The organism is Pseudomonas zhanjiangensis (assembly GCF_041027545.1).
Taxonomy (GTDB): domain Bacteria; phylum Pseudomonadota; class Gammaproteobacteria; order Pseudomonadales; family Pseudomonadaceae; genus Aquipseudomonas; species Aquipseudomonas zhanjiangensis.
In genome coordinates this window covers 58028-82429 of sequence record NZ_JBFTEG010000012.1, presented here as the reverse complement: position 1 = coordinate 82429, position 24402 = coordinate 58028, and the positions used below count along the sequence as shown (strand labels likewise).

At 68.5% G+C, this 24402-nt stretch carries 27 protein-coding genes; 9 read left to right on the top strand and 18 right to left on the bottom strand.

What is annotated here, in order from left to right; genetic code table 11:
- Positions 1–4: 4 nt before the first annotated feature.
- From ispA to AB5S05_RS15400, 3 genes are all read right to left on the bottom strand, one after another.
- Positions 5–892 (bottom strand): (2E,6E)-farnesyl diphosphate synthase, encoded by an 888-nt coding sequence (gene ispA / locus AB5S05_RS15410; RefSeq protein ID WP_369288405.1) that lies wholly within the window; start codon positions 890–892, stop codon positions 5–7.
- A complete protein-coding gene (locus AB5S05_RS15405) occupies positions 889–1131 on the bottom strand; it encodes an exodeoxyribonuclease VII small subunit (RefSeq protein ID WP_090445121.1) in 243 nt (80 codons plus the stop codon). The genes ispA and AB5S05_RS15405 overlap by 4 nt, the downstream gene beginning before the upstream one ends.
- Before the next feature lie 92 nt (positions 1132–1223).
- A complete protein-coding gene (locus tag AB5S05_RS15400) occupies positions 1224–1994 on the bottom strand; it encodes a sulfite exporter TauE/SafE family protein (RefSeq protein WP_369288404.1) in 771 nt (256 codons plus the stop codon).
- A 129-nt stretch (positions 1995–2123) separates the two neighbouring features.
- Between AB5S05_RS15400 and AB5S05_RS15395 the strand changes: the two genes are divergently transcribed.
- Positions 2124–2396, top strand: a complete 273-nt coding sequence (locus AB5S05_RS15395; RefSeq protein WP_369288403.1) for a hypothetical protein — start codon at positions 2124–2126, stop codon at positions 2394–2396.
- A 35-nt stretch (positions 2397–2431) separates the two neighbouring features.
- The gene (locus tag AB5S05_RS15390; RefSeq protein WP_369288402.1) at positions 2432–2638 is read left to right on the top strand and encodes a DUF2905 domain-containing protein; all 207 of its coding nucleotides are present in this window, start codon (positions 2432–2434) and stop codon (positions 2636–2638) included.
- 12 nt (positions 2639–2650) lie between these two features.
- On the opposite strand, the gene AB5S05_RS15385 is transcribed toward AB5S05_RS15390, so the two are convergent.
- The 3 genes from AB5S05_RS15385 to AB5S05_RS15375 form a co-directional block, all read right to left on the bottom strand.
- Positions 2651–3664 (bottom strand): type 1 periplasmic-binding domain-containing protein, encoded by a 1014-nt coding sequence (locus tag AB5S05_RS15385; RefSeq protein ID WP_369288401.1) that lies wholly within the window; start codon positions 3662–3664, stop codon positions 2651–2653.
- Between the two features lie 222 nt (positions 3665–3886).
- Positions 3887–4414 carry an inorganic diphosphatase gene (gene ppa, locus AB5S05_RS15380; RefSeq protein ID WP_369288400.1) on the bottom strand — a complete coding sequence of 176 codons (528 nt, stop codon included), beginning with the start codon at positions 4412–4414 and terminating at the stop codon, positions 3887–3889.
- 105 nt (positions 4415–4519) lie between these two features.
- Positions 4520–5332, bottom strand: a complete 813-nt coding sequence (locus tag AB5S05_RS15375; protein ID WP_369288399.1) for a M90 family metallopeptidase — start codon at positions 5330–5332, stop codon at positions 4520–4522.
- 119 nt (positions 5333–5451) lie between these two features.
- On the opposite strand from AB5S05_RS15375, the gene AB5S05_RS15370 reads away from it, so the two are divergent.
- Positions 5452–7050, top strand: coding sequence for a serine/threonine-protein kinase (locus AB5S05_RS15370; protein WP_369288398.1), 1599 nt, complete (start codon positions 5452–5454; stop codon positions 7048–7050).
- A gap of 39 nt (positions 7051–7089) precedes the next feature.
- Here AB5S05_RS15370 and AB5S05_RS15365 read toward each other — a convergent pair whose 3' ends face one another.
- Complete coding sequence (locus AB5S05_RS15365; protein WP_369288397.1) at positions 7090–7545, bottom strand: GNAT family N-acetyltransferase; 456 nt, start codon at positions 7543–7545, stop codon at positions 7090–7092.
- 256 nt (positions 7546–7801) lie between these two features.
- On the opposite strand from AB5S05_RS15365, the gene mpl reads away from it, so the two are divergent.
- The 3 genes from mpl to AB5S05_RS15350 are packed head-to-tail and all read left to right on the top strand — an operon-like array spanning position 7802 to position 10063.
- Positions 7802–9154, top strand: coding sequence for a UDP-N-acetylmuramate:L-alanyl-gamma-D-glutamyl-meso-diaminopimelate ligase (mpl, locus tag AB5S05_RS15360; protein WP_369288396.1), 1353 nt, complete (start codon positions 7802–7804; stop codon positions 9152–9154).
- 2 nt (positions 9155–9156) lie between these two features.
- Entirely contained in the window at positions 9157–9786 is a 630-nt protein-coding gene (gene ubiX / locus AB5S05_RS15355) for a flavin prenyltransferase UbiX (protein ID WP_369288395.1), read from the top strand.
- On the top strand, positions 9779–10063 hold the full coding sequence (locus tag AB5S05_RS15350) for a YceK/YidQ family lipoprotein (protein WP_369288394.1): 285 nt from the start codon (positions 9779–9781) through the stop codon (positions 10061–10063). Before ubiX ends, AB5S05_RS15350 begins: the two co-directional genes overlap by 8 nt.
- Before the next feature lie 5 nt (positions 10064–10068).
- Here the strand turns inward: AB5S05_RS15350 and AB5S05_RS15345 are convergent, their stop codons facing one another.
- From AB5S05_RS15345 to AB5S05_RS15305, 9 genes are all read right to left on the bottom strand, one after another.
- Complete coding sequence (locus tag AB5S05_RS15345) at positions 10069–10473, bottom strand: VOC family protein (protein ID WP_369288393.1); 405 nt, start codon at positions 10471–10473, stop codon at positions 10069–10071.
- An 85-nt stretch (positions 10474–10558) separates the two neighbouring features.
- The gene (locus tag AB5S05_RS15340) at positions 10559–11425 is read right to left on the bottom strand and encodes an MBL fold metallo-hydrolase (protein ID WP_369288392.1); all 867 of its coding nucleotides are present in this window, start codon (positions 11423–11425) and stop codon (positions 10559–10561) included.
- Between the two features lie 181 nt (positions 11426–11606).
- Entirely contained in the window at positions 11607–13379 is a 1773-nt protein-coding gene (locus tag AB5S05_RS15335; RefSeq protein ID WP_369288391.1) for an acyl-CoA dehydrogenase C-terminal domain-containing protein, read from the bottom strand.
- Positions 13380–13430: 51 nt separating this feature from the next.
- On the bottom strand, positions 13431–15965 hold the full coding sequence (locus AB5S05_RS15330) for an EAL domain-containing protein (RefSeq protein ID WP_369288390.1): 2535 nt from the start codon (positions 15963–15965) through the stop codon (positions 13431–13433).
- A gap of 463 nt (positions 15966–16428) precedes the next feature.
- A complete protein-coding gene (locus tag AB5S05_RS15325) occupies positions 16429–17040 on the bottom strand; it encodes a class I SAM-dependent methyltransferase (protein WP_369288389.1) in 612 nt (203 codons plus the stop codon).
- 8 nt (positions 17041–17048) lie between these two features.
- Positions 17049–17399 (bottom strand): DUF5629 family protein, encoded by a 351-nt coding sequence (locus AB5S05_RS15320; protein WP_369288388.1) that lies wholly within the window; start codon positions 17397–17399, stop codon positions 17049–17051.
- Positions 17400–17442: 43 nt separating this feature from the next.
- Complete coding sequence (locus AB5S05_RS15315; protein ID WP_369288387.1) at positions 17443–18084, bottom strand: oxidoreductase; 642 nt, start codon at positions 18082–18084, stop codon at positions 17443–17445.
- A gap of 31 nt (positions 18085–18115) precedes the next feature.
- Complete coding sequence (locus AB5S05_RS15310) at positions 18116–19834, bottom strand: C13 family peptidase (protein WP_369288386.1); 1719 nt, start codon at positions 19832–19834, stop codon at positions 18116–18118.
- A 131-nt stretch (positions 19835–19965) separates the two neighbouring features.
- Positions 19966–20421, bottom strand: a complete 456-nt coding sequence (locus tag AB5S05_RS15305) for a MaoC family dehydratase (RefSeq protein ID WP_369288385.1) — start codon at positions 20419–20421, stop codon at positions 19966–19968.
- Positions 20422–20650: 229 nt separating this feature from the next.
- Between AB5S05_RS15305 and AB5S05_RS15300 the strand changes: the two genes are divergently transcribed.
- Genes AB5S05_RS15300 through AB5S05_RS15290 form a run of 3 tightly spaced genes read left to right on the top strand, consistent with a single transcriptional unit; the run spans position 20651 to position 22327 of the window.
- Positions 20651–21013, top strand: a complete 363-nt coding sequence (locus AB5S05_RS15300) for a CidA/LrgA family protein (protein ID WP_369288384.1) — start codon at positions 20651–20653, stop codon at positions 21011–21013.
- Positions 21010–21726: an LrgB family protein gene (locus AB5S05_RS15295; RefSeq protein WP_369288383.1), complete on the top strand. Its 717-nt coding sequence runs from the start codon at positions 21010–21012 to the stop codon at positions 21724–21726. The genes AB5S05_RS15300 and AB5S05_RS15295 overlap by 4 nt, the downstream gene beginning before the upstream one ends.
- Before the next feature lie 10 nt (positions 21727–21736).
- Positions 21737–22327, top strand: coding sequence for an LON peptidase substrate-binding domain-containing protein (locus AB5S05_RS15290; RefSeq protein ID WP_369288382.1), 591 nt, complete (start codon positions 21737–21739; stop codon positions 22325–22327).
- An 18-nt stretch (positions 22328–22345) separates the two neighbouring features.
- Here the strand turns inward: AB5S05_RS15290 and AB5S05_RS15285 are convergent, their stop codons facing one another.
- Both AB5S05_RS15285 and AB5S05_RS15280 read right to left on the bottom strand, forming a co-directional pair.
- Positions 22346–23662: a bifunctional DedA family/phosphatase PAP2 family protein gene (locus tag AB5S05_RS15285; RefSeq protein ID WP_369288381.1), complete on the bottom strand. Its 1317-nt coding sequence runs from the start codon at positions 23660–23662 to the stop codon at positions 22346–22348.
- The gene (locus AB5S05_RS15280) at positions 23659–24375 is read right to left on the bottom strand and encodes a DNA-3-methyladenine glycosylase (protein WP_369288380.1); all 717 of its coding nucleotides are present in this window, start codon (positions 24373–24375) and stop codon (positions 23659–23661) included. The genes AB5S05_RS15285 and AB5S05_RS15280 overlap by 4 nt, the downstream gene beginning before the upstream one ends.
- Positions 24376–24402: the final 27 nt, after the last annotated feature.

Here is a 24402-nt window from a genome sequence, read left to right as displayed (position 1 = left end):
CTGGTTAGTGGCGCCGCTCGACGATGTAGCGGGCCAGGTCGCGCAGCGGCTCGGCCCTGTGGTCGAACGGACGCAGAGCATGCAGGGCCTGGTCGCGCAGCTCCAGGGCGTAGGCCTTGGCCTGCTCCAGGCCGAGCAGGGCCGGGTAGGTCGGCTTGTGGTTGGCCTCATCCTTGCCCTGGGTCTTGCCCAGGGTGGCGGTATCGCTTTCCACGTCGAGGATGTCGTCCTGCACCTGGAACGCCAGGCCGATGGCCTGGGCGTACACCTCCAGGGCCTTGAGCGTGGAGGGTTCGGCGGCCCCGCTGGCCAGGGCGCCGAGGCGCACGCTGGCTTCGATCAGGGCGCCGGTCTTGTGCCGGTGCATGATCTCCAGCGCCGCCTGATCGAGCTCGCGGCCGACCGAACCGAGGTCGATGGCCTGGCCGCCGACCATGCCTTGCGGGCCGGCGGCGCGGGCCAGTTCGGCGACCATGGCCAGGCGCAGTTCGGCGTCGTGCGGGTTGCGTCCCGCGTCGGTCAGCACCTCGAAGGCCAGGCTCTGCAGGCCGTCGCCGGCGAGGATCGCGCTGGCCTCGTCGAAGGCACGATGGGTGGTGGGCTGGCCGCGGCGCAGGTCGTCGTCGTCCATCGCCGGCAGGTCGTCGTGCACCAGCGAATAGGCGTGGATCAGCTCGACCGCACAGGCGGCGCCGTCGGCCCGTTCGGCGTCACCGCCGAGGGTTTCGCAGGCGGCGTACACCAGCAGCGGGCGGACCCGCTTGCCGCCGTTGACCACGCTGTAGCGCATGGCCTGGTAAAGGCGCTGCAACTCGCCACGCGGGGCCTGCAGCAGGCGTTCCAGGGCGGCATCGACGCGGGCCTGGCACTGCGCCTGGTAGGCCGCGATCATGCCGGGCGGTCCGCGTCGAAGGGGGCTTCCTCCAGTTCGCCGTCGCGCTCGAGGAGAATCTGCACCTTCTGTTCCGCCTGGCTCAGGGCCGCCTGGCAGTCGCGGGTCAGGCGGATGCCCTGTTCGAAGGCAGTCAGCGAGTCTTCCAGCGACAGCTCGCCGCTTTCCAGGCGTTCGACCAGGTTCTGCAGGTCGGTCAGGGATTGCTCGAAATCGAGCGCGGCTTTCTTGCGGGCCATGGCGGGCGTTCTCTGGCGGGGGACTCGGGCAGGGGGTTGACCGCCGCGACACTAGCAGAGCCGGGTCCCCCGGGCAAATCGGCGGGGGCTTTTCAGGCGACGAAATAGGTGGCCCAGAAGTAATAGCCGGTCATGCTGGCGCCGACCAGGATGACCAAGGCGCGCAGCAGTGCCGGCGGCAGGCGCTGGCCGAGGGCGCCGCCGGCGTAGCCGCCGAGGGTGGCGCCCGTCAGCAGGATCGCCAGCTCGTACCAGCTGACCCGTCCGGCGACCACGAAGGTGACGGTGGCGACGCTGTAGATCACCGCCGAAATCAGGTTCTTCAGGGCATTGGCGCGGGCCAGGGGGTGGCCCTCGATGGCGAAGGCCGCCAGCTGCAGGATGCCCATGCCGGCGCCGAAGTAGCCACCATAGACGGACACGCCGACATGGGCGGTGATCGACAGCGGCCCGTGTGGCGGTTGCGCGGCGGGTGCCCGACGTGCCGCCAGGGCGCGGCTGAGCCAGGGGCTGGCGGCGAACAGCGCGGTGGCGGCCAGCAGCAGCCAGGGGATCAGGCCGCGAAACAGTTCGTCGCCGCCGGCCAGCAGCAGCAGGCCGCCGCCCAGGCCGCCAAGCAGTCCGGCCAGCAGCAGTGGCAGCAGGTAGCGGCCGAGCGGGCGCAACGAGCTGCGCGCGGCCCAGGCCCCGGCCAGGCTGGCCGGCCACAGCGCCACGGCATTGGTGGCGTTGGCGGTGACCGGCGGCAGGCCAGCGGCGAGCAGGGCCGGGAAGGAGAAGAAGGTGCCGCCGCCGGCCAGGGCATTCATGCCGCCGGCGGCGCAGCCGGCGAGCACCAGCAGGAGGATATCGGTCGGGCTCATCGGCGATCCGTGCAAAAAGAGCGCAGCTTACGCAGCTCGCAGGTTTCGGCCAAGGAGCAGCGGCGCGGCTGGGGCAGGGTGGGCTGCTATTCTTCTGCACAGGGTGCGGCGTCGAAAGGAGGTTGGGCCATGAGTCACAAGCAGCGCAATCTCCTGAACTCGATTTTCCAGGATCCACTGCGTAGCAATATCCACTGGCGCGAGGTCGAGTCCTTGCTGCATCACCTCGGTGCCACGGTCGAGCCGATCCTGGGCGCGCGCTTTCGCGTGCTGCTGAACCAGCACGAATTTATCCTCCACCGCCCGCACCAGGGTAACGTCTGCAGCAAACAGGACATCAAGCACCTGCGCGACTGCCTGAGCCAGGCCGGCATCAGCCTGTCCAGCTACGACCAGCCTTGAGGCTGAGCGGCTGCCAGCTAGAGACGGAGGCGGATATGGCGCGTGGCTTGATGATCATCGGTGCAGTGCTACTGCTGCTCGGCGCGCTGCTGCATTTCGCGCCCGGGCTGCTGAGCTGGTTTGGCCGTTTGCCGGGAGATATCCACATCCAGTCCAAGCGCGGCGAGCTGTTCATTCCGCTGACATCCATGCTGGTGCTCAGCATCGCCCTGACCCTGCTGGTCAACCTATTCCGGCGTTAGCCGGGACGAACCTCACTTCGGCTGCCACAGGCGCAGGTAGCCGGCTTCGTGCTGGCGGTCGGGGGCGGCGTCGCCGTTGGCGGTGCGCCCGGTCACCAGCAGCGGCCGGGCGACATAGCCACTGGGCGGCTCGCCGGCCAGGGCCCGGTTCAGCTCGTCGAGCACCTGCCAGCCGTGGGCCTCGAGCGGTTCGGCCACGGTGGCGATCTGCTGGGACAGGCCGGACTGGATGCGCCCCAGTGCCTTGGCCGAACCGTCACCGGCCGAGACCAGGCGAATATCGCGGCGGCCGAGGCGGGCCAGGGGCACGTTGATATGGTCGAAATACAGGTCGTTGATCGCCAGGGCGTGCGTCCAGCTCGGGCCGAAGCGTCGTTGCAGCTGCAGGGTGCGGGTGGCGATGTCCTCGGCGGCCCGGGCGATGGGCAGGTCCTCGATGCTCAACAGGCGGCAGCTGGCGCAGCGGGCGATACGGGCAGCCATGCGCTCGGCCTTGGCGGTGGCGATGGCGAACTGGCTGTCGGTGAAGATCACGATACCGCTGGGGTGCTCGCCGATCACCAGGTCGGCGGCCAGGTCCGCCACCAGCAGCGGGTCGGTGGAGACATTGTTGAACAACCAGCGGGTCGGCCCCGGCTTGTCGGCGGCGTGCCAGCCGACCAGGGGGATCTTGTGCTGCCGGAACGACGCCGGCAGGTTGCCGAGCATGTCGGCGCCGAAACCGCCGAGGACCACGCCATCGGGCGCTTCGCGCAGGGCCTGGGCGGCGAGGCGGCGCAGATGGGCGGCGTCGCCGCGTCCGTCCAGGGCATGTACCTGCCAGCCGACCCGACGGGCGGCCTGCTTGATGCCGCGGTAGACCCCCGCGACGCCACCATTGCGAAAGTCGGCGGCGATGAACAGCACCCGCTTGCCCGGTGGTACCGCCGGCCCCTGCGTCGGCCCGGGCCATTGAGCCTGGGCCAGGCTGGCCGTGGCGGCAAGCAGCCAGGCAATCAACAGTCCTGCGAGGGTACGGCAACTCACGGCATCTCTCCCTGTGTCCCTACGGCATGCGCTCCGCGCTTACGGGGCAGACCTACGGTCGGCTCGCTGGGCTACAGCATAGCGGCAGATCGCCGATGAGGTCGGGGCCGACGGCCCAGGTCGGCACAGGGCGCCCGAACAGTCCCCGCGAGCCGTCGGGGCGCCCGACGCGCAGGCATAAAAAAACCGGCTTGTGGCCGGTTTTCAGGGGGTGGTGTCGGCTTATTTTTGGTAAGCCGCCACTGCCTTGGTGATTTCCGCGCGGGCTTCGTCGGCGTTGCCCCAGCCTTCCACCTTGACCCACTTGCCCTTCTCGAGATCCTTGTAGTTCTCGAAGAAGTGCTTGATCTGCTCGAGCAGCAGGGCCGGCAGGTCGGTGTATTCCTTCACGTCCACATACAGCTGGCTCAGCTTGTCGTGCGGTACGGCGATCAGCTTGGCGTCGCCGCCGGCTTCGTCGGTCATGTGCAGCACGCCAACCGGACGGGCGCGGATCACCGAACCCGGGGCGACCGGATAGGGGGTCACGACCAGCACGTCGAGGGGGTCGCCGTCATCGGCCAGGGTGTGCGGGATGAAGCCGTAGTTGGCCGGGTAGAACATCGGCGTGGCCATGAAACGGTCGACCATCAGGCAATCGGTCTCGTGGTCGATCTCGTATTTGATCGGCGCATGGTTGGCCGGGATCTCGATGGCGACGTAGATGTCGTTCGGCAGGTCTTTGCCGGCTGGAATCTTGCTGTAGCTCATGGGGCGACTCCCAGGGATGGGCCAAAAAAAGTGGCGCGATTATAGGCACATTCCCTGGCCGTTACCATGCCGGGATACCTAGCCATTGGTCGTGCCCGGGACATCCTAGGGCGTAGTGCGATAGTCCGGGTCGGCCGCCTGCAGGCGGCGCAGACGCTCCAGCGGGTCCTGGCGGAAGAACAGCGCGAGCTGCCCATAGACCGCGGGGAAGGCCGCCGCCAGCAGGTCCGGGGCACTGAAGAAGTACTCGCAGGTGACCGCGAAGAACTCCGCGGGGTTCTCCGCGGCATAGGCGTCGATGGCGCCGGCGCCGTGCGGATGGGCATCGAGCTGGGCATTGAGCCGGTCGTAGGCACCCTGCATGGCCTCGGCCCAGTCGCTGATGCGCATGTTGCGGTGCAGCGGCGGCAGGCCGTTGGCGGCGCCGTTGAGCATGTCCAGCTTGTGCGCCAGCTCGTGGATCACCAGGTTGTAGCCCTCCCAGCCGCCGCTGGTCTGGACCCCGGGCCAGGCCAGGATCACCGGACCCTGCAGCCAGGCTTCGCCGCTGTGCGCGCCATCCCACTCGTGCACCACGCCGCTGGCGTCGCGGTGGCGCTGCGGGCTGACGAAGTCGTCGGGGTAGAGGACGATCTCGTGAAAGCCCTGGTACCAGTTCAGCTCGGCCAGGTGCAGCAGCGGCAGCTCGGCCTGGGCGGCCAGGCACAGCCGATCGACCCTGTCCAGTTCGACTCCGGGCAGGGCGGTCAGGTGCTTGTGGTGCAGAAACAGCACGGCGCGCTCGCGCAGAAGCCGGTCCTCGGTCTCGCTCAGGCCGTCGAGCAGCGGCAGGCGCTGGCGCACAGCGGCCCAGGCGGCGGGTGGCACGGGATGACGGGCGAGGATGCGCCGGCGGCGCCAGGCGCGCAGTGACCACATGATGCGGGTAGGGCTCGGAGGGCTGGGCCGTTCACCATATGCGCGACGGCATCCGCGCGGCAAGTCGGCATAAAGGCTGCAACGGCAAGGGCAGTTAGGCGGTGAGGGGGGAACAGCCGATGTCGATAGAGCGCATGGACCATCCGGCCGTCAGCCTGGTGCAGGGGGGTGGTATTGATCTGCCGAGGCAGGCGGCGCGGGGCCGGGCGATGTGGATCGCCGGCCGTCAGGGGCGCCCGCCGCTGCTGCTGGTGGCGTTGCTCTGGGCGCGCGAATGCCCCGATGTGGTGCAGCAGCTGGAGCAGTACCTGGACGCGCTGTTCGCCGACTACCGCTGCACGCCGGCGGGCTGGAGCGAGGCGCAGGCCGCGCGGCAGGTGTTGGCGGCACTCAACCAGCAACTGTACTGGCGCCAGCGCAGCGGGCGCAGCATCGCGCAACTGGACGCCGGGTTGCTCCTGCTGCAGGAAGGCGAAGCCCAGTTTCTCCAGGCCGGCGCCATGGGGCTGCTGCGCTGTCAGGCCGGCAGCCTGCACAGCCTGGTTGGTCGCGAGGGCCTGCAGCTGGGCTTGCAGGCCGAGCTGGCGCTGATGCAGTACAGCCTGCCGCTGAGCCCGGGCGAGGTGCTGTTGCTGGCGCCGCAGCCGTTGCTCGCGGTGGCCGATCTGCAGGCGTTCCGCGCGGGCTGCCTGGGGCTTACGGCCAATGGCCTGCCGGACCTGCTCGCCCCGCTGCTCGGCGCGCCGGGTGCGGCGACGCTGCTGCTGACGGGGACCAGCGATGCCGGCCCGGCGCCGCCTGTCGTGCGCGAGCAATGGCCGGCCCTGAGCGAAGCGCGGGTGGGCATGCAGGTGGATGGTTGGACCCTGCTCGCCGATTGCTCGTTCGGGCCGCCGGGACGGCTGTTTCGCGGCCGCGACGAGCGTGGTCGCGAGGCCCTGCTGTGGTTCGCCGAGGCGGCCGCCGACGAAGCCTTCTGGCAGCGCGAGTGGGCCCTGCGCCGCAGCCCGGTGGCCAGCCTGCCGCAGGTGCTGTCGGCCTATCGACCGCGTCGCCATGCCTTTCTGCTGTTCGAACCGCCGGTGGCGGGAACCCGCAGCCTGGCCGACTGGGCCGCCGCCCATGGGCCTCTGGACGGGCAGGCCCTGCTGGCCCTGCTCGAGCAGCTGATCGCCGGGGTGCGCGCGCTGCAGCGCCGGGGCATGCAGGGCCTGTGGCTGAGTCCGCGGCATATCCTGATCGACGAGGGTGGGCGCCTGCTGCTGATACCCGAGCATGCCGCGTTGCTGCCGGGCGTGCCGCGCGAGCCACTGCCGGCCGAGGCCATCCCGCTGGCGCCGGAGTTGCGTGGCGGGCAGCCGGTGGATGGTCGCGCCGACCAGTTCGCCCTGGCCGCACTGGCCTACTGGTTGCTCAGTGGGCAGTGGCCGGAAGTGGCCCGGCCGGAGGGCGGAGCCGGCAGTCGCTATGTGCCGCTGGCGAGTTTCTCCGTGCACTTGCCGGCCGGGTGGGACGGCGTTTTGGCGCGGGCCCTGGCGCCGCAGCCGGCGGCCCGTTTCGAGGCCCTGTCGGAGTTTCAGCAGGCGCTGCGCCAGCCCCTGCAGCATGCTCCGCAGTCGCCGCGCCCGCGCGGCGGGCCGGCGATTTGGAAGCTGGCGCTGCTGGGCGTGTTGCTGCTGCAGTTGGGCCTGGGCCTGTACCTCAGCCTGCTAGGCTGACACGCCGGTGCCGGCCTGGGCCGGCGAGGCGGCCCAGGCTCAATCGCCGTTGATCGGCAGCACGTAGTTCTTGAATTGCTCGTCCTCGACGAAACCGATCGACTCGTAGACTTTCTGCGCCACCTCGTTGTCGCGGCTTGTGGCCACGCGCATGCGCACGGCGTTGGTCTCCTTGGCCATCTTCTTGGCGGTCTGCAACAGGCGGTCGGCGACCAGCTGACGACGCGCGTCTTCGGCGACGTAGATGTCGTTGAGGATCCACACCCGCTTGAGCGACAGCGAGGAATAGCTCGGGTAGAGCTGGCAGAAGCCGAGCAGCCTGTCCTCGTCGTCGGCCAGGGCCAGGTAGATCATCGACTCCTTGCGACGCAGGCGGGTCTCGAGGAACTTGCGCGAGGAGTCCGGAAAGGGCAGCTCGCCGTAGAACTCACGGTATTTGACGAACAGCGGGGTCAGCAGGTCCAGGTGCTCGAGTGTGGCTGGGACGATGCGCATGGCAGGCCTCGACGTTGGTTTGCGGATGGGCGGCTTGGGCAATGCATGTGCTATGCCAGCGGACCGGGTCGATGCTGCCTAAAGCTTTTGGAAAGCGCAATCCAAGCAAGCGTTTGATTGATTTTCCTGTGGCGGGCCCGTTCACCGCGGCGAGCCGCCCCGGGGAAGGCGGCGCGCCGAGATCGAACCCAGGGGGCTGTGCTAACCTGCGGCGAGTTTCCACCGGGCCCGAACGCGCCCGTTTCAGGGGTTTTCCATGCATATCCATATTCTCGGCATCTGCGGCACCTTCATGGGCTCGCTGGCCGTGCTGGCCAAGGAACTGGGGCACCGGGTGACCGGCTCCGACGCCAATGTCTATCCGCCGATGAGCACCCAGCTGCAGGCCCAGGGCATCGAGCTGACCCAGGGCTACGACGCCGCGCAACTGCAGCCGGCGCCGGACCTGGTGGTGATCGGCAACGCCCTGTCGCGCGGCAACCCGGCGGTGGAATATGTGCTCGACCAGGGCCTGCCCTACGTCAGCGGCCCGCAGTGGCTGGCCGACCATGTGCTGCAGGGGCGCTGGGTGCTGGCGGTGGCCGGCACCCACGGCAAGACCAGCAGCTCGAGCATGCTGGCCTGGGTGCTGGAGCATGCCGGCATGAGCCCGGGCTTCCTGATTGGCGGAGTGCCGCAGAACTTCGGCATCTCCGCACGCCTGGGCGGCACGCCCTTCTTCGTGGTCGAGGCCGACGAGTACGACAGCGCCTTCTTCGACAAGCGCAGCAAGTTCGTCCACTACCGTCCGCGCACCGCCATCCTCAACAACCTGGAGTTCGATCACGCGGACATCTTCCCGGACCTGGCGGCCATCGAACGGCAGTTCCATCATCTGGTGCGGACCATCCCCGGCGCCGGGCTGATCATCCACCCCACCGGCGAAGCGGCGCTGCAACGGGTCATCGAGATGGGCTGCTGGACCCCGGTGCAGACCACCGGCGAGGGCGGCCAGTGGCAGGCACGGCTGCTCAGCGCCGATGGCTCGCGCTTCGAGGTGCTGTTCGAGGGCGTGGCCCAGGGCGTGGTCGACTGGCAGCTGACTGGCCGGCACAACGTCGCCAACGCCCTGGCGGTGCTCGCCGCGGCGCGCCACGTCGGCGTACTGCCGGCACTGGGCATCGCCGCCCTGGGTGAATTCAAGAACGCCAAGCGGCGCATGGAGAAGGTCGCCGAGGTCAGGGGCGTGACCGTCTACGACGACTTCGCCCACCACCCGACCGCCATCGCCACCACCCTCGACGGCCTGCGCCAGCGCATCGGCGATGCCCGGTTGATCGCGGTGATCGAACCGCGCTCCAACTCGATGAAGCTTGGCGCCCACCGCGACGGCCTGCCGGCCTCGGTGGCGCAGGCCGACTCGGTGTACTGGTACGCGCCGGCCAACCTCGGCTGGGACCTGGCCGCCAGCGTGGCGTCCTCGACCGTGCCGACCCGGGTCTGCGATTCGCTGGAGGCGATCATCAAAGGGGTCAAGGCCGAGGCCGCGCCCGGCACCCAGGTGGTGATCATGAGCAATGGCGGCTTCGGCGGCCTGCACGGCAAGCTGGCCCAGGCCCTGGAGGAGTGAGCATGTCCGGACCCGAGCGGATCACCCTGGCCATGACCGGCGCCTCCGGCGCGCAATACGGCCTGCGCCTGCTCGACTGCCTGGTGCAGGAAGACCGCGAGGTGCACTTCCTGATCTCCAAGGCGGCGCAGCTGGTGGTGGCCACCGAAACGGACGTCACCCTGCCGGCCAAGCCCCAGGCCATGCAGGCCTTCCTCAGCGAGTACACCGGCGCCGCCCCCGGGCAGATCCGCGTCTACGGCAAGGAAGACTGGATGGCGCCGGTTGCCTCCGGCTCCGGCGCGCCCGGCGCCATGGTGGTGGTGCCTTGCAGCACCGGCACCCTGTCGGCGATTGCCACGGGCGCCTGCAACAACCTGATCGAGCGCGCCGCCGATGTGGTGCTCAAGGAACGCCGTCAGTTGATCCTGGTGCCGCGCGAGGCGCCGTTCTCCAGCATCCACCTGGAGAACATGCTCAAGCTCGCCAACCTGGGGGTGACCATACTGCCGGCGGCGCCGGGCTTCTATCACCAGCCGCAGACCCTCGACGACCTGATCGACTTCGTGGTCGCGCGCATCCTCAATTGCCTGGATATCCCCCAGGACATGCTGCCGCGCTGGGGCGAGCATCACCTGAGCAGCGATGACTAGGGCGGCGTTGCTGCTGGGCCTGCTCGTGCTGGGCGGCTGCGCCAGCGTGCGGGTGCTGGATGCGGCCAAACCGGGGGCGCCCTTGATCTATGCCGGTGCGCGCCTGGACTGGTACAGCCTCAACGGCGGCTGCTGCCCGCTGGATCGCTTCGGTGCCGAGGCGCCGAAGTACGCCGCCCTCGACCTGCCGGCCAGCGTCCTGTTGGATACCCTGCTGCTGCCCTTCGCCCTGGCGGTCGAATTGGGTGTCAACCTGGGCGTCAGCGGCGGGCTCTAGTCGCCTCAGTGCTGGTCCGGGGCGGCGGACAGGTGCACCAGTTCCCAGATATGCCCGTCCAGGTCCTGGAAGCCGTGGCCGTACATGAAACCGTGGTCCTGCGCCTCGCTGTAGGTCGAGCCGCCGGCCGCGACGGCCGCGCGCACCAGCTCGTCGATGCGCTCGCGGCTCTCGGCGGACAGGCACACCAGCACCTCGGTGGCCTGGTGGGCGTTGCAGATCGGCTTGGGGGTGAAGCCCTGGAACTTGGCCTCGGTCAGCAGCATGACGAAGATGTTCTCGGCCACCTGCATGCAGGCGGCCGTGTCGTCGCTGAACTGCGGGTTGAAGTCGAAGCCCAGGCGGGCGAAGAAGGTGCGGCTGCGGGCGAGGTCCTTGACCGGGAGGTTGACGTAGATCTGCTGATTCATGGGAAGTCCTTTTGCACAATCGGGAGACGCAGACACCCTAGTCGAGCCTGATCCGGGCCGCCAGGGCGCGGATGATCCCGGTTGTTCAGTCTGTGAGTTGGCGCACCTGCTGCAGGCTGTCGGCCAGGCCATGGCGGCCCTTGGCGTCGCGCACCACCCGGCCCATGGCGATGCTCGGGTCGTGGGTGAACACCAGGCGGCCGCCGCGCGCCAGCAGGTCGTCGAGCAGGGCCTGCTTCTCCTCGATCAGGCCCTCGGGGAAACGGTCGTAACCCATGGTGATCGGCAGGTTCAGCCAGGGCGCGCCGGGGATCAGGTCGGCGGCAAACACCACCGGACCGCCGGGCATCGCCACTTCCGGCAGCAGCTGGCCCGGGGTGTGGCCATCGCTCCAGTGCAGGCGCCAATCTTCGCCGAGCAGTGCGCAGTGCTGGCCGTCGTCGATCAGTTCCAGGCGGCCGCTGGCCTCCAGCAGTTCGAGCAGCTCCGGAATGTAGGAGGCGCGGTCGCGCGGGTGCGGGTGGCAGGCGCGCTGCCACTGGCGCCGGCCGGTGACGAAGCGGGCGTGGGGGAACAGCAGACGCGGCGGCTGATCGGCCTTCCAGGCGGCGAGCAGACCGCCGGCGTGGTCGAAGTGCAGGTGGCTGAGCACCACGATGTCGATGTCGGCATCGCACAGGCCCAGCTCGGCCAGGCTGTCGAGCAGCACGTGGTGCTGTTCCTGGACGCCGAAGCGCTGTTTCAGTTCGGGGCTGAAGAAGGCGCCGATGCCGGTTTCCATCAGGATATTGCGCTCGTCTTCCTGCACCAGCAGGGCGCGGCAGCCAAGGTCGATGCGGTTCTCCGGGTCCGGCGCCATCCAGCGCTGCCACAGGGCCTTGGGCGCGTTGCCGAACATGGCGCCGCCGTCGAGTTTCTGACTGTTGCCGGTGAGGGTGGAGATGCTGCGCATGCGGGTCTCTGGTTGGTGTCCGGGTAGGGAATGCCTAGGGTGACAGACGCCTGTGGGAGTTGCCATTGAGCCCTTGGCACGCAAGGCAAACCGCCTTCGTGCTCGAGGGGCAGGCGAACGAGGATAGGTTAACCACGGGCGCCCAAGGGCATGCTCCTGCCGGGGGCGACACGCTGCATCTTCAGAACTGCTCGGCATCCAGGCCGTACAGCGGCGCGCTGCCGGCGCGGATGCTCGCCTCCAGGCTCAGGCTGCGCGGCAACAGGCGGGCGAAATAGAACGCCGCGGTGGCCAGCTTGCCGGCGGAGAAGGCCTCGTCCTCGGCGCGTCTGGCCTCGGCCACCGCTGCCATGCGCGCCCACATGTAGGCATAGGCGACGTAGCCGAATAGGTGCAGGTAGTCGACCGCCGCGGCGCCTATCGCGTGCGGATCCTCCTTGGCCTGGTCGAGCAGCCAGCCGCTGATCGCTTCCAGGCGCTCCAGGGCGGTGATCAGCTCGCTGCCGTAGGGCGTTTCGTGCTGGTGGGCGAAGTGACGGACTTCGGCGGCGAACTGGCGCAGCGCCGCGCCGCCGTTGCTCACCACCTTGCGCCCGAGCAGATCGAGGGCCTGGATGCCGTTGGTGCCCTCGTAGATCTGCGCGATGCGTACGTCGCGCACCAGCTGCTCCTGGCCCCACTCGCGAATATAGCCGTGGCCGCCGAGCACCTGCTGGCCGTGGAGGCAGCTTTCCAGGCCGCTGTCGGTGAAGAAGGCCTTGGCCACCGGGGTGAGCAGGGCGACCAGGGCATCGGCGGCCTGGCGCTCCTCGGCATCCTCGCTGAACTTGCTCAGGTCGAGCTGCTGGCCGACGTAGCAGGCGAAGGCGCGGCCGCCCTCGGTCATGGCCTTCATGCACAGCAGCATGCGCCGTACCTCGGCATGCACGATGATCGGGTCCGCGGCCTTGTTCTGCTCCTGCACGCCGGCGGCGCCGCGACCTTGCAGGCGCTCGCGGGCATAGCGGGTGGCGGCCTGGTAGGACGCCTCGGCGCAGCCGATGCCCTGGATGCCGATCGACAGGCGCTCGTAGTTCATCATGGTGAACATCGCCGCCAGGCCCTTGTTGGCCTCGCCGATCAGCCAGCCCTGGGCACCGTCGAAGTTCATCACGCAGGTGGCCGAGGCCTTGATGCCCATCTTGTGCTCGATCGAGCCGCAGCTCAGCGCATTGCGCGCCCCCAGGCTGCCGTCGGCATTGACCAGCCACTTGGGCACCAGGAACAGCGAGAGCCCCTTGGAACTGGCCGAGGCGCCCGGCAGCTTGGCCAGCACCAGGTGGACGATGTTCTCGGTCAGGTCCTGCTCGCCGCCGGTGATGAAGATCTTGCTGCCGCTGATCGCATAGCTGCCGTCGGCCCGGGGTTCGGCGCGGGTGCGCAGTAGCCCCAGGTCGGTGCCGGCGTGGGCTTCGGTCAGGCACATGGAGCCGGCCCAGCGGCCCTGGTACATGGGCGGCAGGTAGCGGTTCTTCAGTTCTTCGCTGGCATGGGCGTCGATCGCCAGGCAGGCGCCGGAACTCAGCGCCGAATAGAGGGCGAAGCTGGAACCCGCGGCGTAGAGCATTTCCTCGAAGGCCACCGCGAGCATCTTGGGCATGCCCATGCCGCCATAGGCCGGGTTGCCGGACAGGCCCACCCAGCCGCCCTCGATATAGGTGGCGTAGGCCTCTCGGAAGCCATCCGGGGTGTGTACCTCGCCGGCGACCCATTGCGCGCCTTGCTCGTCGCCGCTGCGGTTGAGCGGGGCGATCAGCATGCCTGTGACCTTGGCCGCCTCTTCCAGGATGGCGTCGGCGGTGTCGGCATCCACCAGCTCGGCCAGGGCCGGCAGGCGCGCCCACAGGGCAGCGGCATCGAAGACCTCGTGGAGGACGAAGCGCATATCGCGCAGGGGGGCATTGTACTCGGGCATGGTGCACCTCCAATGGCAGGGCGCCGACACAGCGGCGGCGCAGGCGACAGTTCATCGGCCTGTAGCGGGCAGCGCCGTGCGGTGCAACTGCTCGGCTGGTCCGGGCGCACCGAAGTGGTAACCCTGGAATGCCCGACAACCCAGGCTCAGCAGGGCATCGCGCTGCTCGGGGGTTTCTACCCCCTCGGCGATCACGCTCAGCTCCAGGCTGTCGCCGAGGGCGACTATGGTGCGCACGATGGCGGCATCGTGGCGGTCGCTGAGCAGGTCGCGGACGAAGCAGCGATCGATCTTCAGCTGATCCAGCGGCAGGCGCTTGAGCTGGCTGAGCGACGAGTAGCCGGTGCCGAAGTCGTCCAGGGAAAAATGCACGCCGTGGGACCTGAGCTCGCTCATCTTCTCGATCATGGCCTCGACGTCCTCGATCAGCAGGCTTTCGGTCAGCTCCAGCTCCAGGCGCTGCGGGTTGGCGCCGGTTTCGTCGAGCACGGCCAGTACCTCGGCGACGAAATCGGGGTGATGGAACTGGCGCGCGCTGACGTTGACCGCCAGGTGCAGCCCGCTCGATTCGGCGCTCTGGGCCCAGCGGACCAGCTGCCGGCAGGCATACAGCAGGATGCAGCGGCCCAGCGGCAGGATCAGGCCGGTGCTTTCCGCCAGAGCGATGAACTGCCCCGGCTGCACCAGGCCCCGCTCGGGGTGCTGCCAGCGCACCAGGGCCTCGGCGCCGATCAGCTTGCCCAGGTGGTTCACTTGCGGCTGGTAGTACAGGATGAACTGGTGCAGCTGCATGCCCAGGCGCAAGTCGCGGTCCAGCGCGGCACGAGCATTGACCTGGGCCTGCATCGCCGGGTTGAAGAAACGCAGGCCGTTGCGCCCGGCCGCCTTGGCTTCGTACATGGCCATGTCGGCCCGCTTGAGCACCTCATCGGTGCTGCTGGCGGACTCGAAGAACAGGCTGACGCCGATGCTCACGCTGCTGGTGTAGGTCTCGCCCTGCAGGCTGTAGGGCTCGGCCAGGGCCTCGAGCAGCTTGCCGGCCACCGCCTCGATCTGTTCGATGGCCAGTGGCGTCTGCGCCGGCAGCTCTTCGAGCACCAGCACGAACTCGTCGCCGCCCAGGCGTGCCAGAGTGTCTTCCTTGCGCGCCTGCTGGCTCAGGCGCTGGGCGACCTGCTGCAGCAGCTGATCGCCCCGGTCGTGGCCCAGGCTGTCGTTGAGGTCCTTGAAGTTGTCTAGATCGATGAACAGCAGGGCGCCTTCGGCCTGATTGCGCTCGGCCCTGTCCAGGGCATGCTGCAGGCGATCGAGGAGCAGGCGGCGATTGGCCAGGCCGGTGAGCTGGTCATAGAAGGCCAGGCGGTGGATCTGCTCGAGGTTGCGCTTGTGTTCGCTGATGTCGGTGGCGATGCCGCACAAGGCATAGATGTCGCCATCCGGCCGGCGCAATGGCAGCTTCACCGACAGGTAGGTGTGCTCGGCCCCACCGTCCAGGCTGAGGTTGGTGTCCTCGCTTTCCACCCGCTCGCCGTGGTGCAACACGCGGTGGTCGTCGGCGCGCAGCTGGTTGGCGGTGCGGGCGTCGAAGAACGCCTCGTCGGTGCAGCCGATCACCTGCTCCAGTGGCCGGCCGAAGCGTTCGCAGAGCTTGCGATTGGCGTACTGGTAGCGCAGCTGCGGGTCCTTGATATAGATGTAGGCCTCGACGCTGTCGAGGATGGTATTGAGCCGCGTCTCGCTGGCCTGCAGGCGATGGGTCTTCTCCGAGACCTGCCGGCGCAGCAGCAGTGCGCCGCCGGCACTGGCCAGCAGCAACAGTGCCAATAGCGCCAGGCTCCACCAGAGGCTGCTGGGAATGAAGGGGCGTGGCTGTTCGCCGGCCCAGCGCTGCAGTATCTGTTGGTAGGGCGAGTTGCTGGAGGCGCGCCAGCTCAGCAGGTAGTGATCGAGGGTCTGCAGCAACTCGCCGTTGCGGCCCTTGCCGGTACTGAAATACAGGCGCGTGGGCTGGATGACGATGGGGTTTTCGCGCAGGCCATAGTCGGGGGCGTGGTAGTCGCCGAAGTGCTGATTGGCGACCGCGACTTCGGCGGCCCCCTCGCTGACCAGCTGGAAGGCCTGGTCCAGGGTCGGCACCGCGAGCAATTGCGCCTGCAGGGAGAAGCCGGCCACCAGACCGGCGAGGTAGTCGTACTGCAGAGAGCCGGCCAGCACGGCGATACGGGTGTTCTTCAGGTCCAGCACCGAATCGAGCTGCAGCTGCGGGTCGCTGTAGAACTGCGACCAGCTGTACAGTGACGGTTGCTGCTGGAAGTCGAGGAACTGGGCGCGCGTCTCGTTGAACGGCACATCGGGCAGCAGGTCGATCTGGCCGCTGCGCAACAGGCCCAGACACTCGGCCCAGACACACTGGACCGCCTGCAGGCGCCAGTTTTCCCGCGCCGCCACGTTGAACAGGATATCGCCGAATATTCCCGACACCTGGCCGTTCTGGTCGAGCAGCAGTTGCGGCGCGTTGTCGAACACGCCCACGCGCACCTCGCGCGGCTCGGCCGCGGCCATCAGGGCGAGCAGGGGGTAGAGCATTAGCAGAGCGATCAGGCGAACGCCGTACTGCGTGGGCGGTTCAGGCGATGCGCAGGCCATAAACAAGCCGTCCTCGAGTCGAGGGTGCCCTATCTAGGATAGACCCGAGTGATGGCAGTGGCGCGACGACATTACCAAAGGTGGTCGCCTACTGGCTGAGGATCGATAGCCGTTGCCAAATTCATCCAGCGAGAAGTGACCCCCCCCCGCGCTCCTTGAACCGGTGCTCCTTGGCGATGCTGATGTCCACCTCTGCCACCAACAGACTTTGCGTCAGTTGCGGCCCGAGGTGCGCCGGGAACCGCCGGCACATTGCTGACCAAGTCGGGGGTGATGGCGCTGGCGGGCACTGATATCGGCCGTCAGGGATCATGGAACGATCTCGCCGCGCAGCAGTTGCTCCAGGCCATGCGGCCCATCACATGCTAGCGGCTTCGGGTGCCAGTCTTGCCGGCCGGTGCGCTTACTCGGCCCAGCCGCGGTAGACGAAGGTCATGGGTCTGGGCCCTTTCAGGTAGCCGGTCTGCAGCTGGCCGAGGCTGAAGCCGCCGGCCACCAGCAGCGCCGGAATGTCGCGGTCGAGGTGGCAGCCACCGGCCAGGGGCTTCCAGTAGGGCGTCAGGCGATGCTGCCAGCGCGCCACGCTGGCGTCCGGCGCCAGGCCGTGCTCGCAGAACAGCAGGCGCCCGCCGGGCTTGAGCACCCGGCGCATTTCCTTCAAGGCAGCCACGGCGTCGGCGATGGTGCACAGGGTGAAGGTGCAGACGATGCAGTCGAAACTGGCGTTGGCGGCCTGGATCTGCCCCAGCTCCAGGGCGATCATCTCGACCGGGATGCTTATTCGCGCGGCACGCTCGCGGGCCAGCCGCTGCATGGCGGCGCTGGGATCGACGCCGACGATGGCGCTGACCTGGGCGGCATCGTAATACCCCAGGTTGAGGCCGCTGCCGATGCCGATCTCCAGCACCCGGCCGTGGGCCTGGGGGACGATCTGCGCGCGGGCCTTCATCACCTCGCCCATGCCGCAGGCGAAGTCGATCAGGTGCGGCAGAAGATAGCGCTGGTAAACATTCATGCGGCGGCTCAGCGCTCGTCGGCGTCGTCCGCCTCATCCTCGTTGTCGCCGCGGAAGGCGGCGAAACAGCGCAGCCGGTGTGGTCCGCCGGCGTCGTTCAGGGTCCAGCTGTCACTCGCCGCGTCGTAGGTCGCGGCCATCACCTCGGCCAGGGAGAACTGCCACTGGCGACGGTCGCGGCCGTCCATGCAGACGATTTCCAGCAGCGGCTGTTGCTGGCTGTCGGCGCCGTCCGTGCCGGCGCTGACCTGGGCCAGCAGGTCGTTGTCGAGGCTGAAATGGCCGGCGTGCAGGTCGTCGATTTCGAGCATGTCGGCCGCGCTCAGGGCGTCGATCAGGCTGCTTGGGGCTGTGCTCATGGTTGGGCTCTATCTCTCTGGTTGGGCGGCCGTCAGGGCCGGGTCAGCGGCCGAGGCGGCGCAGCTGGTCGGATTCGACGGTGCGCACACCATCGTCTTCTTCCAGGGCCAGGCGCCAGAGGGCGCGGGCCAGCACCGTGGCTTCGATGCCGCGCAGCTTGCCCGGCACCCAGCGCATCAGCGGGGCGGCCAGGCGTTCGCCGAGACGGAACTGGCTGCGTGGCCCCAGCAGCAAGGAGGGCCGGGCGATGGTCAGTTGCGGCCAGTCCTGGGCCTTGAGCGCCTGTTCCATCTCGCCCTTGACCCGGTTGTAGAACACCGCGGACTTGGCGTCGGCGCCCAGGGCACTGATCACCAGCAGGTGGCGCGCACCCATTTCGCGGGCCCGTTCGGCGAAGGCCAGCACCAGGTCATGGTCGACGGCGCGAAAGGCTTCCTGCGAGCCGGCCTGGCGGATCGTCGTGCCGAGGCAGCAGAAGGCGGTGTTGATCGGGCCTTCGAGTCGCGGCAGCAGCTCGAGCAGTTCGCCCACCGGGTTCTCCAAGTGCGGGTGCTCTGCCAGCGGCCGGCGGCTCGGTGCCAGCACGCGGCTGACCGTGGGCTCGCTGAGCAGGCGATCCAGCAGGTGCTCGCCGGTCAGACCGGTCGCGCCGGCGAGGAGGATGTGCTGCGGCGTCAAATACATATTCGTCGGGTCTCCACAGGTATCAATCAGCTTAGTGGCTGACCGTCGGTTTGTCGGTTGGCGCGGCGCCCGGGGCGGGGCCGGAGGATTGCTCGCGCAAGCGTTGCCATTGCGCCAGCACCGCCTTGGGCGCCCAGATCTGCGGCTCGGAGGGCTCGAAGCCGTCGGCCTGCTCGCGTTCGGCGATGCTGGTCTTGGCCAGCTCGAATGCTTGCTGCAGGTCATCGGTCTGGTTCAAGGCCTCGGCGAACAGCGCCCGGCCGAAATAGGTGAAGTCGTTTTCTTCCGAGCAGCCGAACGACACCCGGTCGGCGCGGGCGGCGCTGATCACCAGGGTCTTGTCATCCTGCAGCGCTGGGATGAAGCCGCCGGAGAAACAGGCCGAGATCACCAGCACCTTGTGCCTGTCCTGCAGCGGTTGCAGCAACGCGGCCAGCTCGTGGGCGGGAAGATCGGCCAGCTGCAGGCGCGGCAGGTCGAGGGTCAGTTCATGTTCGCGTGAGCCATGGCTGGTCAGATAGAGGAAGATCAGGTCCTCCGGGCCGCTGCGCTCGGCCAAAGCCTTTATCGCCCGGCTCAGGCTTTCACGGGTGGCCAGGGGACGGTCGGCGAGGTGATCGCGGTGATTGACCAGGGTGATCTGGCCGCGGGCGGCGAAACGTCGCTCGAGCAGCCGGGCGACGTAGTCGGCCTCGCGCAGGAACACGCTCTGCTTGCCGTCGCCGGCCAGGGTCAGGGCGTAGAGTTCGACGGCCGGCGTGGAAGCGGGCAGAGCGGCGATGGCCGTATCGAGCAAGCGCCCCTGCTCCAGCAGGCCAAGCTCCAGTGAGTCGGGCAGGGCCTGGCCCTGGGCGTCGCGCAGGCGCTGGCCGCGGCGCCAAGTGCCCGCCTGCTGGCTGCCGTCGGCCAGGGTCAGGGTGCCGCTGCCGGAATACTCGCCCTTGGCGAACCGGCCCTCGTAGACACTGCCGTCGGCCAGGGTCAGAAGGCCCTGGCCCTGGTAGCGCCAGTCGCGGAACTGGCCGCGGTAATGGCTGCCGTCGGCGCCGCTGAATTCGCCGCTGCCGTTGAGCGCGCCGTCGGCGAACTGGCCACTCCAGACATCGCCGTCGGCGCTCTGGTAGCGGCCTTCGCCGTGAAACCGGGTGTCGCGAAAGTCGCCGCTGTAGGTGTCGCCGTTGGCCCCGGTATAGATCCCCGGCCCCTGCAGTTGGTCCTGCTCGAAGTGGCCGCTGAACTGGTCGCCATAGTCGTCGCGACGCACGCCCTGGCCCTGCGCCCGGCCCTGACTGAACAGACCCTGGTGGCGGCGGCCGTCGGCCCATTCGAGGATGCCCGGACCATCGAACAGGCCCTGGCGGAACTGGCCGCGGTAGACCTGGCCGTTCTGCTCGAGGCGACCTTCACCGTCGAACCGGCCGTCGGCGAACCCGCCCTCATAGCGGCTGCCGTCCGCCTGCTGCAGTCGGCCCTGGCCATGGTAGACACCGAACTGGAAGTCCCCGAGGTAGTGTTCGCCGTGCGCGCCCTGCCATTCGCCGCTGCCGTGGCGCTGACCATCCTTGAACTCGCCCGCGTACCAGCTGCCATCGCGGTAGTCCAGGCGGCCGGGGCCCTGCAGCAGGCCATCGATGACCTCGCCGCGATAGCGAGCGCCGTCGGGCAGGATGGCGTCCGCGGGCAGCAGCGACTGGGCATCGCCGCAGGCGGCCAGCAGCAGGGCGAGACTCAGGGGGGAGAGGCAGCGCATGAAGAGCATCCGGTTCTAAGCGTTGCTGCAAGTATGCCGCAAAGAGAGGGGATGACGCTGAATCGGCGCACGCTCCGGAGGGAAAACGGGACGCCAGGCCCGGGGGCGGCGTCCCGTCGCGAGGCTGTCGGTCAGACGAAGCAGAGGGTCAGCGGTTCGGCGATGTAGGCGGGTTTTTCCTGGCCTTCGATCTCCAGCACGGCGCGGGCCTTGAGCAGCCACTGGCCGGGATTCTTCTCGTTGGCATCGGTCAGGGTGACCACCAGGCGCACCTTGGAGTCGACCTTGACCGGCTGGATGAAGCGCACGCTGTCCAGGCCATAGTTCACGGCCATCTTCAGGCCCTCGGGCATGATCATGATCTTTTCCATCAGCATCGGGATCAGCGACAGGGAGAGGAAGCCGTGGGCGATGGTGCTGCCGAACGGGGTCAGCTTGGCCTTCTCCGGGTCGACGTGGATGAATTGGTGGTCGCCGGTGCACTCGGCGAACTGGTTGATACGTTGCTGGTCGATGGTCAACCAGTCGGAGCGACCCAGTTCCTTGCCTACATACGCTTTGAGTTCTGTTACGGGGACAGACGGCATAGTTCCTCCTTGAGGAAACGGGGGTTGGTGTTATTCGAGTTAACCGCTCGGGCCTAAGATCATCATGCCGGGCGATTGCGGTCAAGCGCGGGGGGTGTGGCTGAATGACGGGTTATAGACGGGCGCCGGGCCTGCCATAATGGCCGAGGTTTACCAGAGTCATTGGTGTTCAGGCGTCGACTTGTGGCGCCGCCGTGCCCTGCACGGTCACTCGTTTCGGAGATTGCCCATGCTGCTGCGCGGCCTGTCCTGGCTGGTATTGTGCCAATTGCTCGGCACCGGGCTGAATGCCCTGTTCCTGCCGATGTTGCCCGGCCCGATCATTGGCCTGGTGCTGTTGTTCGTGTTCCTGGTGTTGCGCGGCGAAGTCGGCGAGCCCCTGCAGCTGGCGGCCAGCAGTCTGCTCAGGTACCTGCCGCTGCTGCTGGTGCCGCCAGCCGTCGGGGTGATGGCCTATGCCCAGGCGATAGCCGCGGACTTCTGGGCGGTGGCCGGCGCCCTGCTGCTGTCGCTGTTGCTCTCGGTGGCCTTCGCCGGCTGGCTGATGGAGAAACTCATCGAGCGCCAGCAGCGCCGCAAGGAGCAAGCATGACCCTCGACTGGCAGGGTGCCTGGTTGGCGGTGACCCATCATCCGCTGTTCGGCGCGGGGATCACCCTGGGCGCCTACCAACTGGCCATGGTGGCCTACGAACGGACCCGCTGGATGCTGTTGCAGCCGGTACTGGTGTCGATGACGCTGGTGATCGGCGTGCTGCTGTTGTGCGGCCTCGACTATGCCGAGTACCGCATCAGCGCCGAGGCCCTGACCCTGTTCCTCGGCCCCGCCACGGTGGCGCTGGCCGTGCCCTTGTTTCTCAACCTGCGCAGGATTCGCCAGCTGTTCTGGCCCACGGTATTGACCCTGCTGCTGGCCGGTGTGCTCGCCACCGTGCTTGGCACCGCACTGGCCTGGGCCTTCGGCGCCGAGCGGATCATGCTGATGAGCATCGCGCCCAAGTCGGTGACCTCGCCGATCGCCATGCTGGTGGCCAGCCAGATCGGCGGGATCGCGGCCCTGGCGGCGGTGTTCGTGATGCTCACCGGCGTCGCCGGGGCGATGCTCGGGCCGGGCGTGCTGCGCCTGTGCGGGGTGCGCCATAAGGCGGCCCTGGGCATGGCCCTGGGGATGACCGCCCATGCGGTCGGTACCGCCCGGGCGATGCAGGAAGGCGAGGAGTGCGGCGCCTTCGCCGCGCTGGCAATGAGCCTGATGGGCGTGGCCACGGCGGTGCTGCTGCCGTTGGCGATTGCCGTGTTGGCCTAAGGAGTCGTCGATGAATCTGCCGCTGTTTCCCCTCAAAACCGTGCTGTTTCCCGGCTGTGCAATGGACCTGCAGATCTTCGAGGCACGCTACCTGGACATGATCGGACGCTGCATGAAGCAGGCCGAGGGTTTCGGCGTGGTCGGCATCGTCGAGGGCGAAGAGGTCGGCGAGGCCGCCGCACGCTTCGCCGCCGTGGGCTGCGAGGCACTGATTCGCGATTTCCAGCAATTGCCCAACGGCTTGCTGGGCATCCGGGTCGAGGGTGGCCGACGCTTCAGGGTCGGCCGTGCGCAGGTGCTTCCCGACCAGCTCACCGTTGCCGATGTCGACTGGCTGGACGACTACCCGGAGCGGCCCTTGCTCGCCGAGCATGCCGACCTGCTGGCGCTGCTCAACGCCCTGGCCGAACACCCGCTGGTCAGCGGCCTGGGCATGGACGGCACGGTAGCCGGCCAGGCCGACCTGGCCAACCAGCTGGCCTACCTGTTGCCCCTGGAGGTCGACCAGAAGCTGCAGTTGCTGGCCCTGGACGACCCGCTGGCGCGCCTGGAGCTGCTGCAACGGGTACTCGACCAGTTGCAGGGTGAGCTGAACGCCTAGCCGCGCGGCGCGGGTTGCTCAGTGGCGATACAGCAGCAGGCTGGCCGACAGGTGCCAGGTGGCGATCGCGCCGAGCAGGGCCAGGCAGCCGGGCAGCACCAGCCACCAGATTCGTGCCGACAGCGGCGCCAGCGGCGTGCGCCATTGGCTCAGGCTCAGGCTCAGGGCGCAGAGGCTGCAGGCCAGCAGCGCGCCGGCGATCACGTCTGTCGGCCAGTGCGCACCCAGGTAGACCCGCGACAGGGCGATCGCCAGGGCCGGCAGGCTGGCCAGCACCAGCCAGGCCAGGCGCAGGCGCACCGGCTGGCCGCGACCGGCGAGCACGCCGAGGACCAGAAAGAAGGCGAACGCCGCCGAACTGTGGCCGCTGGGGAAGCTGAAGCTGTCCAGGGGTTCGAGCAGCACATCCGGGCGATGACGGGCGAACAGATCTTTCAGGGTACCGTTGGCCAGTGCGCTGCCGAGCAGGGTAACGCCGGCGAACAGCGCGGCGCGCCACTGCCGGGCGAGTAGCAACAGCAGGCACAGCAGCATGCCGGCGGCCAGCTGCGCGTCGATGTTGCCAAGGCGGGTGATCAGCACCATCCATTCATCGAGGCCGGGGCTGCGCTGCTCCTGAACCAGCGCCAGCAGGCCCTGGTCCAGTTCGGCGAACTGCGGCCAGGCGAGAAACAGGCCGAGCAGCAGCAACAGGCAGGCGCCGGCGCTGACCAGGCTGGCGTGGCGCCGCTTGCGCAGGCTGCTCTGGATGCTGACCAGCAGCAGCAGCCCCAGGCCGCTCGCGAGCACCGCCGCCTGGCTCCAGAACCCCGGTGGCAGCGGCAGGCGCAACGCGGCACCCGTGGCCCAGCCCGGCAGCAGATAGGCCACCGCCCAGCCAGCGGCGGCGACCAGGCTGACGGCGATGAAGCGGCCCAGGGGCATGTTGAACATGCCGGCCACCATCGGCAGCATCGGGCGCAGCGGGCCGATATAGCGGCCGACCAGCAGGCTGGCGATGCCGTAGCGCTGGAAGTAGCCCTCGGCCCCGCTCAGCCATTGCGGGTGATGGCGCAGCCCGGGCAGGCGCCGGATGTCCTGATGAAAGTAGCGGCCCAGGGCATAGGACAGGCCGTCGCCGAGCAGGCCGCCGGCATAGCCCAGGACCAGGGTCTGGCCCAGGCTCAGGGCGCCGCTGCCGGCCAGCACCGCCACGCTGAACAGCAGAAGGGTGCCGGGCACCAGCAGGCCGACGATCGCCAGGCATTCGGTGCAGGCAATCAGGAACAGCGCCAGGCCCAGCCACTGGGGGTTGGCGGCTAGCCAGCTGGCGCTGCTGTCGAACCAGGCGCTCATCGTGGCGCATCCTGCGGGCCGAGCAGGTGGAAATCGCGGCCTTCGCGCTGGCCGCGGCGCTGCGGGTTGCGGGTGCAGTGGCGGGCATGCGCGGCATCGACGAAGCGATAGGGCAGGTGTTCGTCGCGCCCGGTGGGAATACCCAGGCGGGTCGTCTGGATGACCTGCGCCGGCTGCTCGCCGACGTCCTCGACGAACAGCCGCTGTGGATCGAAGCGCTGGCCATCCCACTGCGGTACCTTCAGGCCAAGCGCCCGGCACAGCAGGGTCTGGCCGGCACAGAGTCGCTCCAGGGGGCGGGGGTGGCCCTGGGCATCCGGGTTGTTGGCCAGCATCAGTGCCAGGCTGGCCGGGCCCGAGATCGCGTCGAGCCAGGGCTGGGCCGATTTGATCAATACCGCGTTGCCGGGGCCGCCGGCGCTGAAGTTCAGCGAGTCGCCGCCACGGGCGTAGTACATGTAGATGTGCCCGCCATCGAGAAACAGCGCGCGGCGCTTGTCGGTATAGCCGAGCGAGGCGTGGCTGCCCTTTTCCGCCAGGTAGTAGGCCTCGGTCTCGATGATTCGCGCCGCCAGCCACAGTTCGCCGACGCGGTGGCGGATCACCTTGCCCAGCAGCTCGCGGGCCACTTGGCGTGCATCGCGGTCGAAAAAACAGTCGGCTAGCGGCCTGGCCTCGGGCCAGGGCAGGTTGGCGGTGGCGACGTAGGGCATGGATTGCACGGGTTCCGGGCTCGGCGG

Coding starts and splice junctions, on each gene's coding strand:
- AB5S05_RS15315 (WP_369288387.1), bottom strand. CDS start 18,084: ATGTATTTGACGCCGCAGCACATCCTCCTCGCCGGCGCGACCGGTCTG.
- AB5S05_RS15330 (WP_369288390.1), bottom strand. CDS start 15,965: ATGCTCTACCCCCTGCTCGCCCTGATGGCCGCGGCCGAGCCGCGCGAG.
- AB5S05_RS15305 (WP_369288385.1), bottom strand. CDS start 20,421: ATGCCGTCTGTCCCCGTAACAGAACTCAAAGCGTATGTAGGCAAGGAA.
- AB5S05_RS15350 (WP_369288394.1), top strand. CDS start 9,779: ATGACTAGGGCGGCGTTGCTGCTGGGCCTGCTCGTGCTGGGCGGCTGC.
- AB5S05_RS15365 (WP_369288397.1), bottom strand. CDS start 7,545: ATGCGCATCGTCCCAGCCACACTCGAGCACCTGGACCTGCTGACCCCG.
- AB5S05_RS15345 (WP_369288393.1), bottom strand. CDS start 10,473: ATGAATCAGCAGATCTACGTCAACCTCCCGGTCAAGGACCTCGCCCGC.
- AB5S05_RS15375 (WP_369288399.1), bottom strand. CDS start 5,332: ATGTGGTCACTGCGCGCCTGGCGCCGCCGGCGCATCCTCGCCCGTCAT.
- AB5S05_RS15320 (WP_369288388.1), bottom strand. CDS start 17,399: ATGAGCACAGCCCCAAGCAGCCTGATCGACGCCCTGAGCGCGGCCGAC.
- AB5S05_RS15400 (WP_369288404.1), bottom strand. CDS start 1,994: ATGAGCCCGACCGATATCCTCCTGCTGGTGCTCGCCGGCTGCGCCGCC.
- AB5S05_RS15290 (WP_369288382.1), top strand. CDS start 21,737: ATGAATCTGCCGCTGTTTCCCCTCAAAACCGTGCTGTTTCCCGGCTGT.
- AB5S05_RS15335 (WP_369288391.1), bottom strand. CDS start 13,379: ATGCCCGAGTACAATGCCCCCCTGCGCGATATGCGCTTCGTCCTCCAC.
- AB5S05_RS15295 (WP_369288383.1), top strand. CDS start 21,010: ATGACCCTCGACTGGCAGGGTGCCTGGTTGGCGGTGACCCATCATCCG.
- AB5S05_RS15300 (WP_369288384.1), top strand. CDS start 20,651: ATGCTGCTGCGCGGCCTGTCCTGGCTGGTATTGTGCCAATTGCTCGGC.
- AB5S05_RS15280 (WP_369288380.1), bottom strand. CDS start 24,375: ATGCCCTACGTCGCCACCGCCAACCTGCCCTGGCCCGAGGCCAGGCCG.
- AB5S05_RS15325 (WP_369288389.1), bottom strand. CDS start 17,040: ATGAATGTTTACCAGCGCTATCTTCTGCCGCACCTGATCGACTTCGCC.
- mpl (WP_369288396.1), top strand. CDS start 7,802: ATGCATATCCATATTCTCGGCATCTGCGGCACCTTCATGGGCTCGCTG.
- AB5S05_RS15285 (WP_369288381.1), bottom strand. CDS start 23,662: ATGAGCGCCTGGTTCGACAGCAGCGCCAGCTGGCTAGCCGCCAACCCC.
- AB5S05_RS15405 (WP_090445121.1), bottom strand. CDS start 1,131: ATGGCCCGCAAGAAAGCCGCGCTCGATTTCGAGCAATCCCTGACCGAC.
- AB5S05_RS15390 (WP_369288402.1), top strand. CDS start 2,432: ATGGCGCGTGGCTTGATGATCATCGGTGCAGTGCTACTGCTGCTCGGC.
- ppa (WP_369288400.1), bottom strand. CDS start 4,414: ATGAGCTACAGCAAGATTCCAGCCGGCAAAGACCTGCCGAACGACATC.
- AB5S05_RS15370 (WP_369288398.1), top strand. CDS start 5,452: ATGTCGATAGAGCGCATGGACCATCCGGCCGTCAGCCTGGTGCAGGGG.
- ubiX (WP_369288395.1), top strand. CDS start 9,157: ATGTCCGGACCCGAGCGGATCACCCTGGCCATGACCGGCGCCTCCGGC.
- AB5S05_RS15310 (WP_369288386.1), bottom strand. CDS start 19,834: ATGCGCTGCCTCTCCCCCCTGAGTCTCGCCCTGCTGCTGGCCGCCTGC.
- AB5S05_RS15340 (WP_369288392.1), bottom strand. CDS start 11,425: ATGCGCAGCATCTCCACCCTCACCGGCAACAGTCAGAAACTCGACGGC.
- AB5S05_RS15395 (WP_369288403.1), top strand. CDS start 2,124: ATGAGTCACAAGCAGCGCAATCTCCTGAACTCGATTTTCCAGGATCCA.
- ispA (WP_369288405.1), bottom strand. CDS start 892: ATGATCGCGGCCTACCAGGCGCAGTGCCAGGCCCGCGTCGATGCCGCC.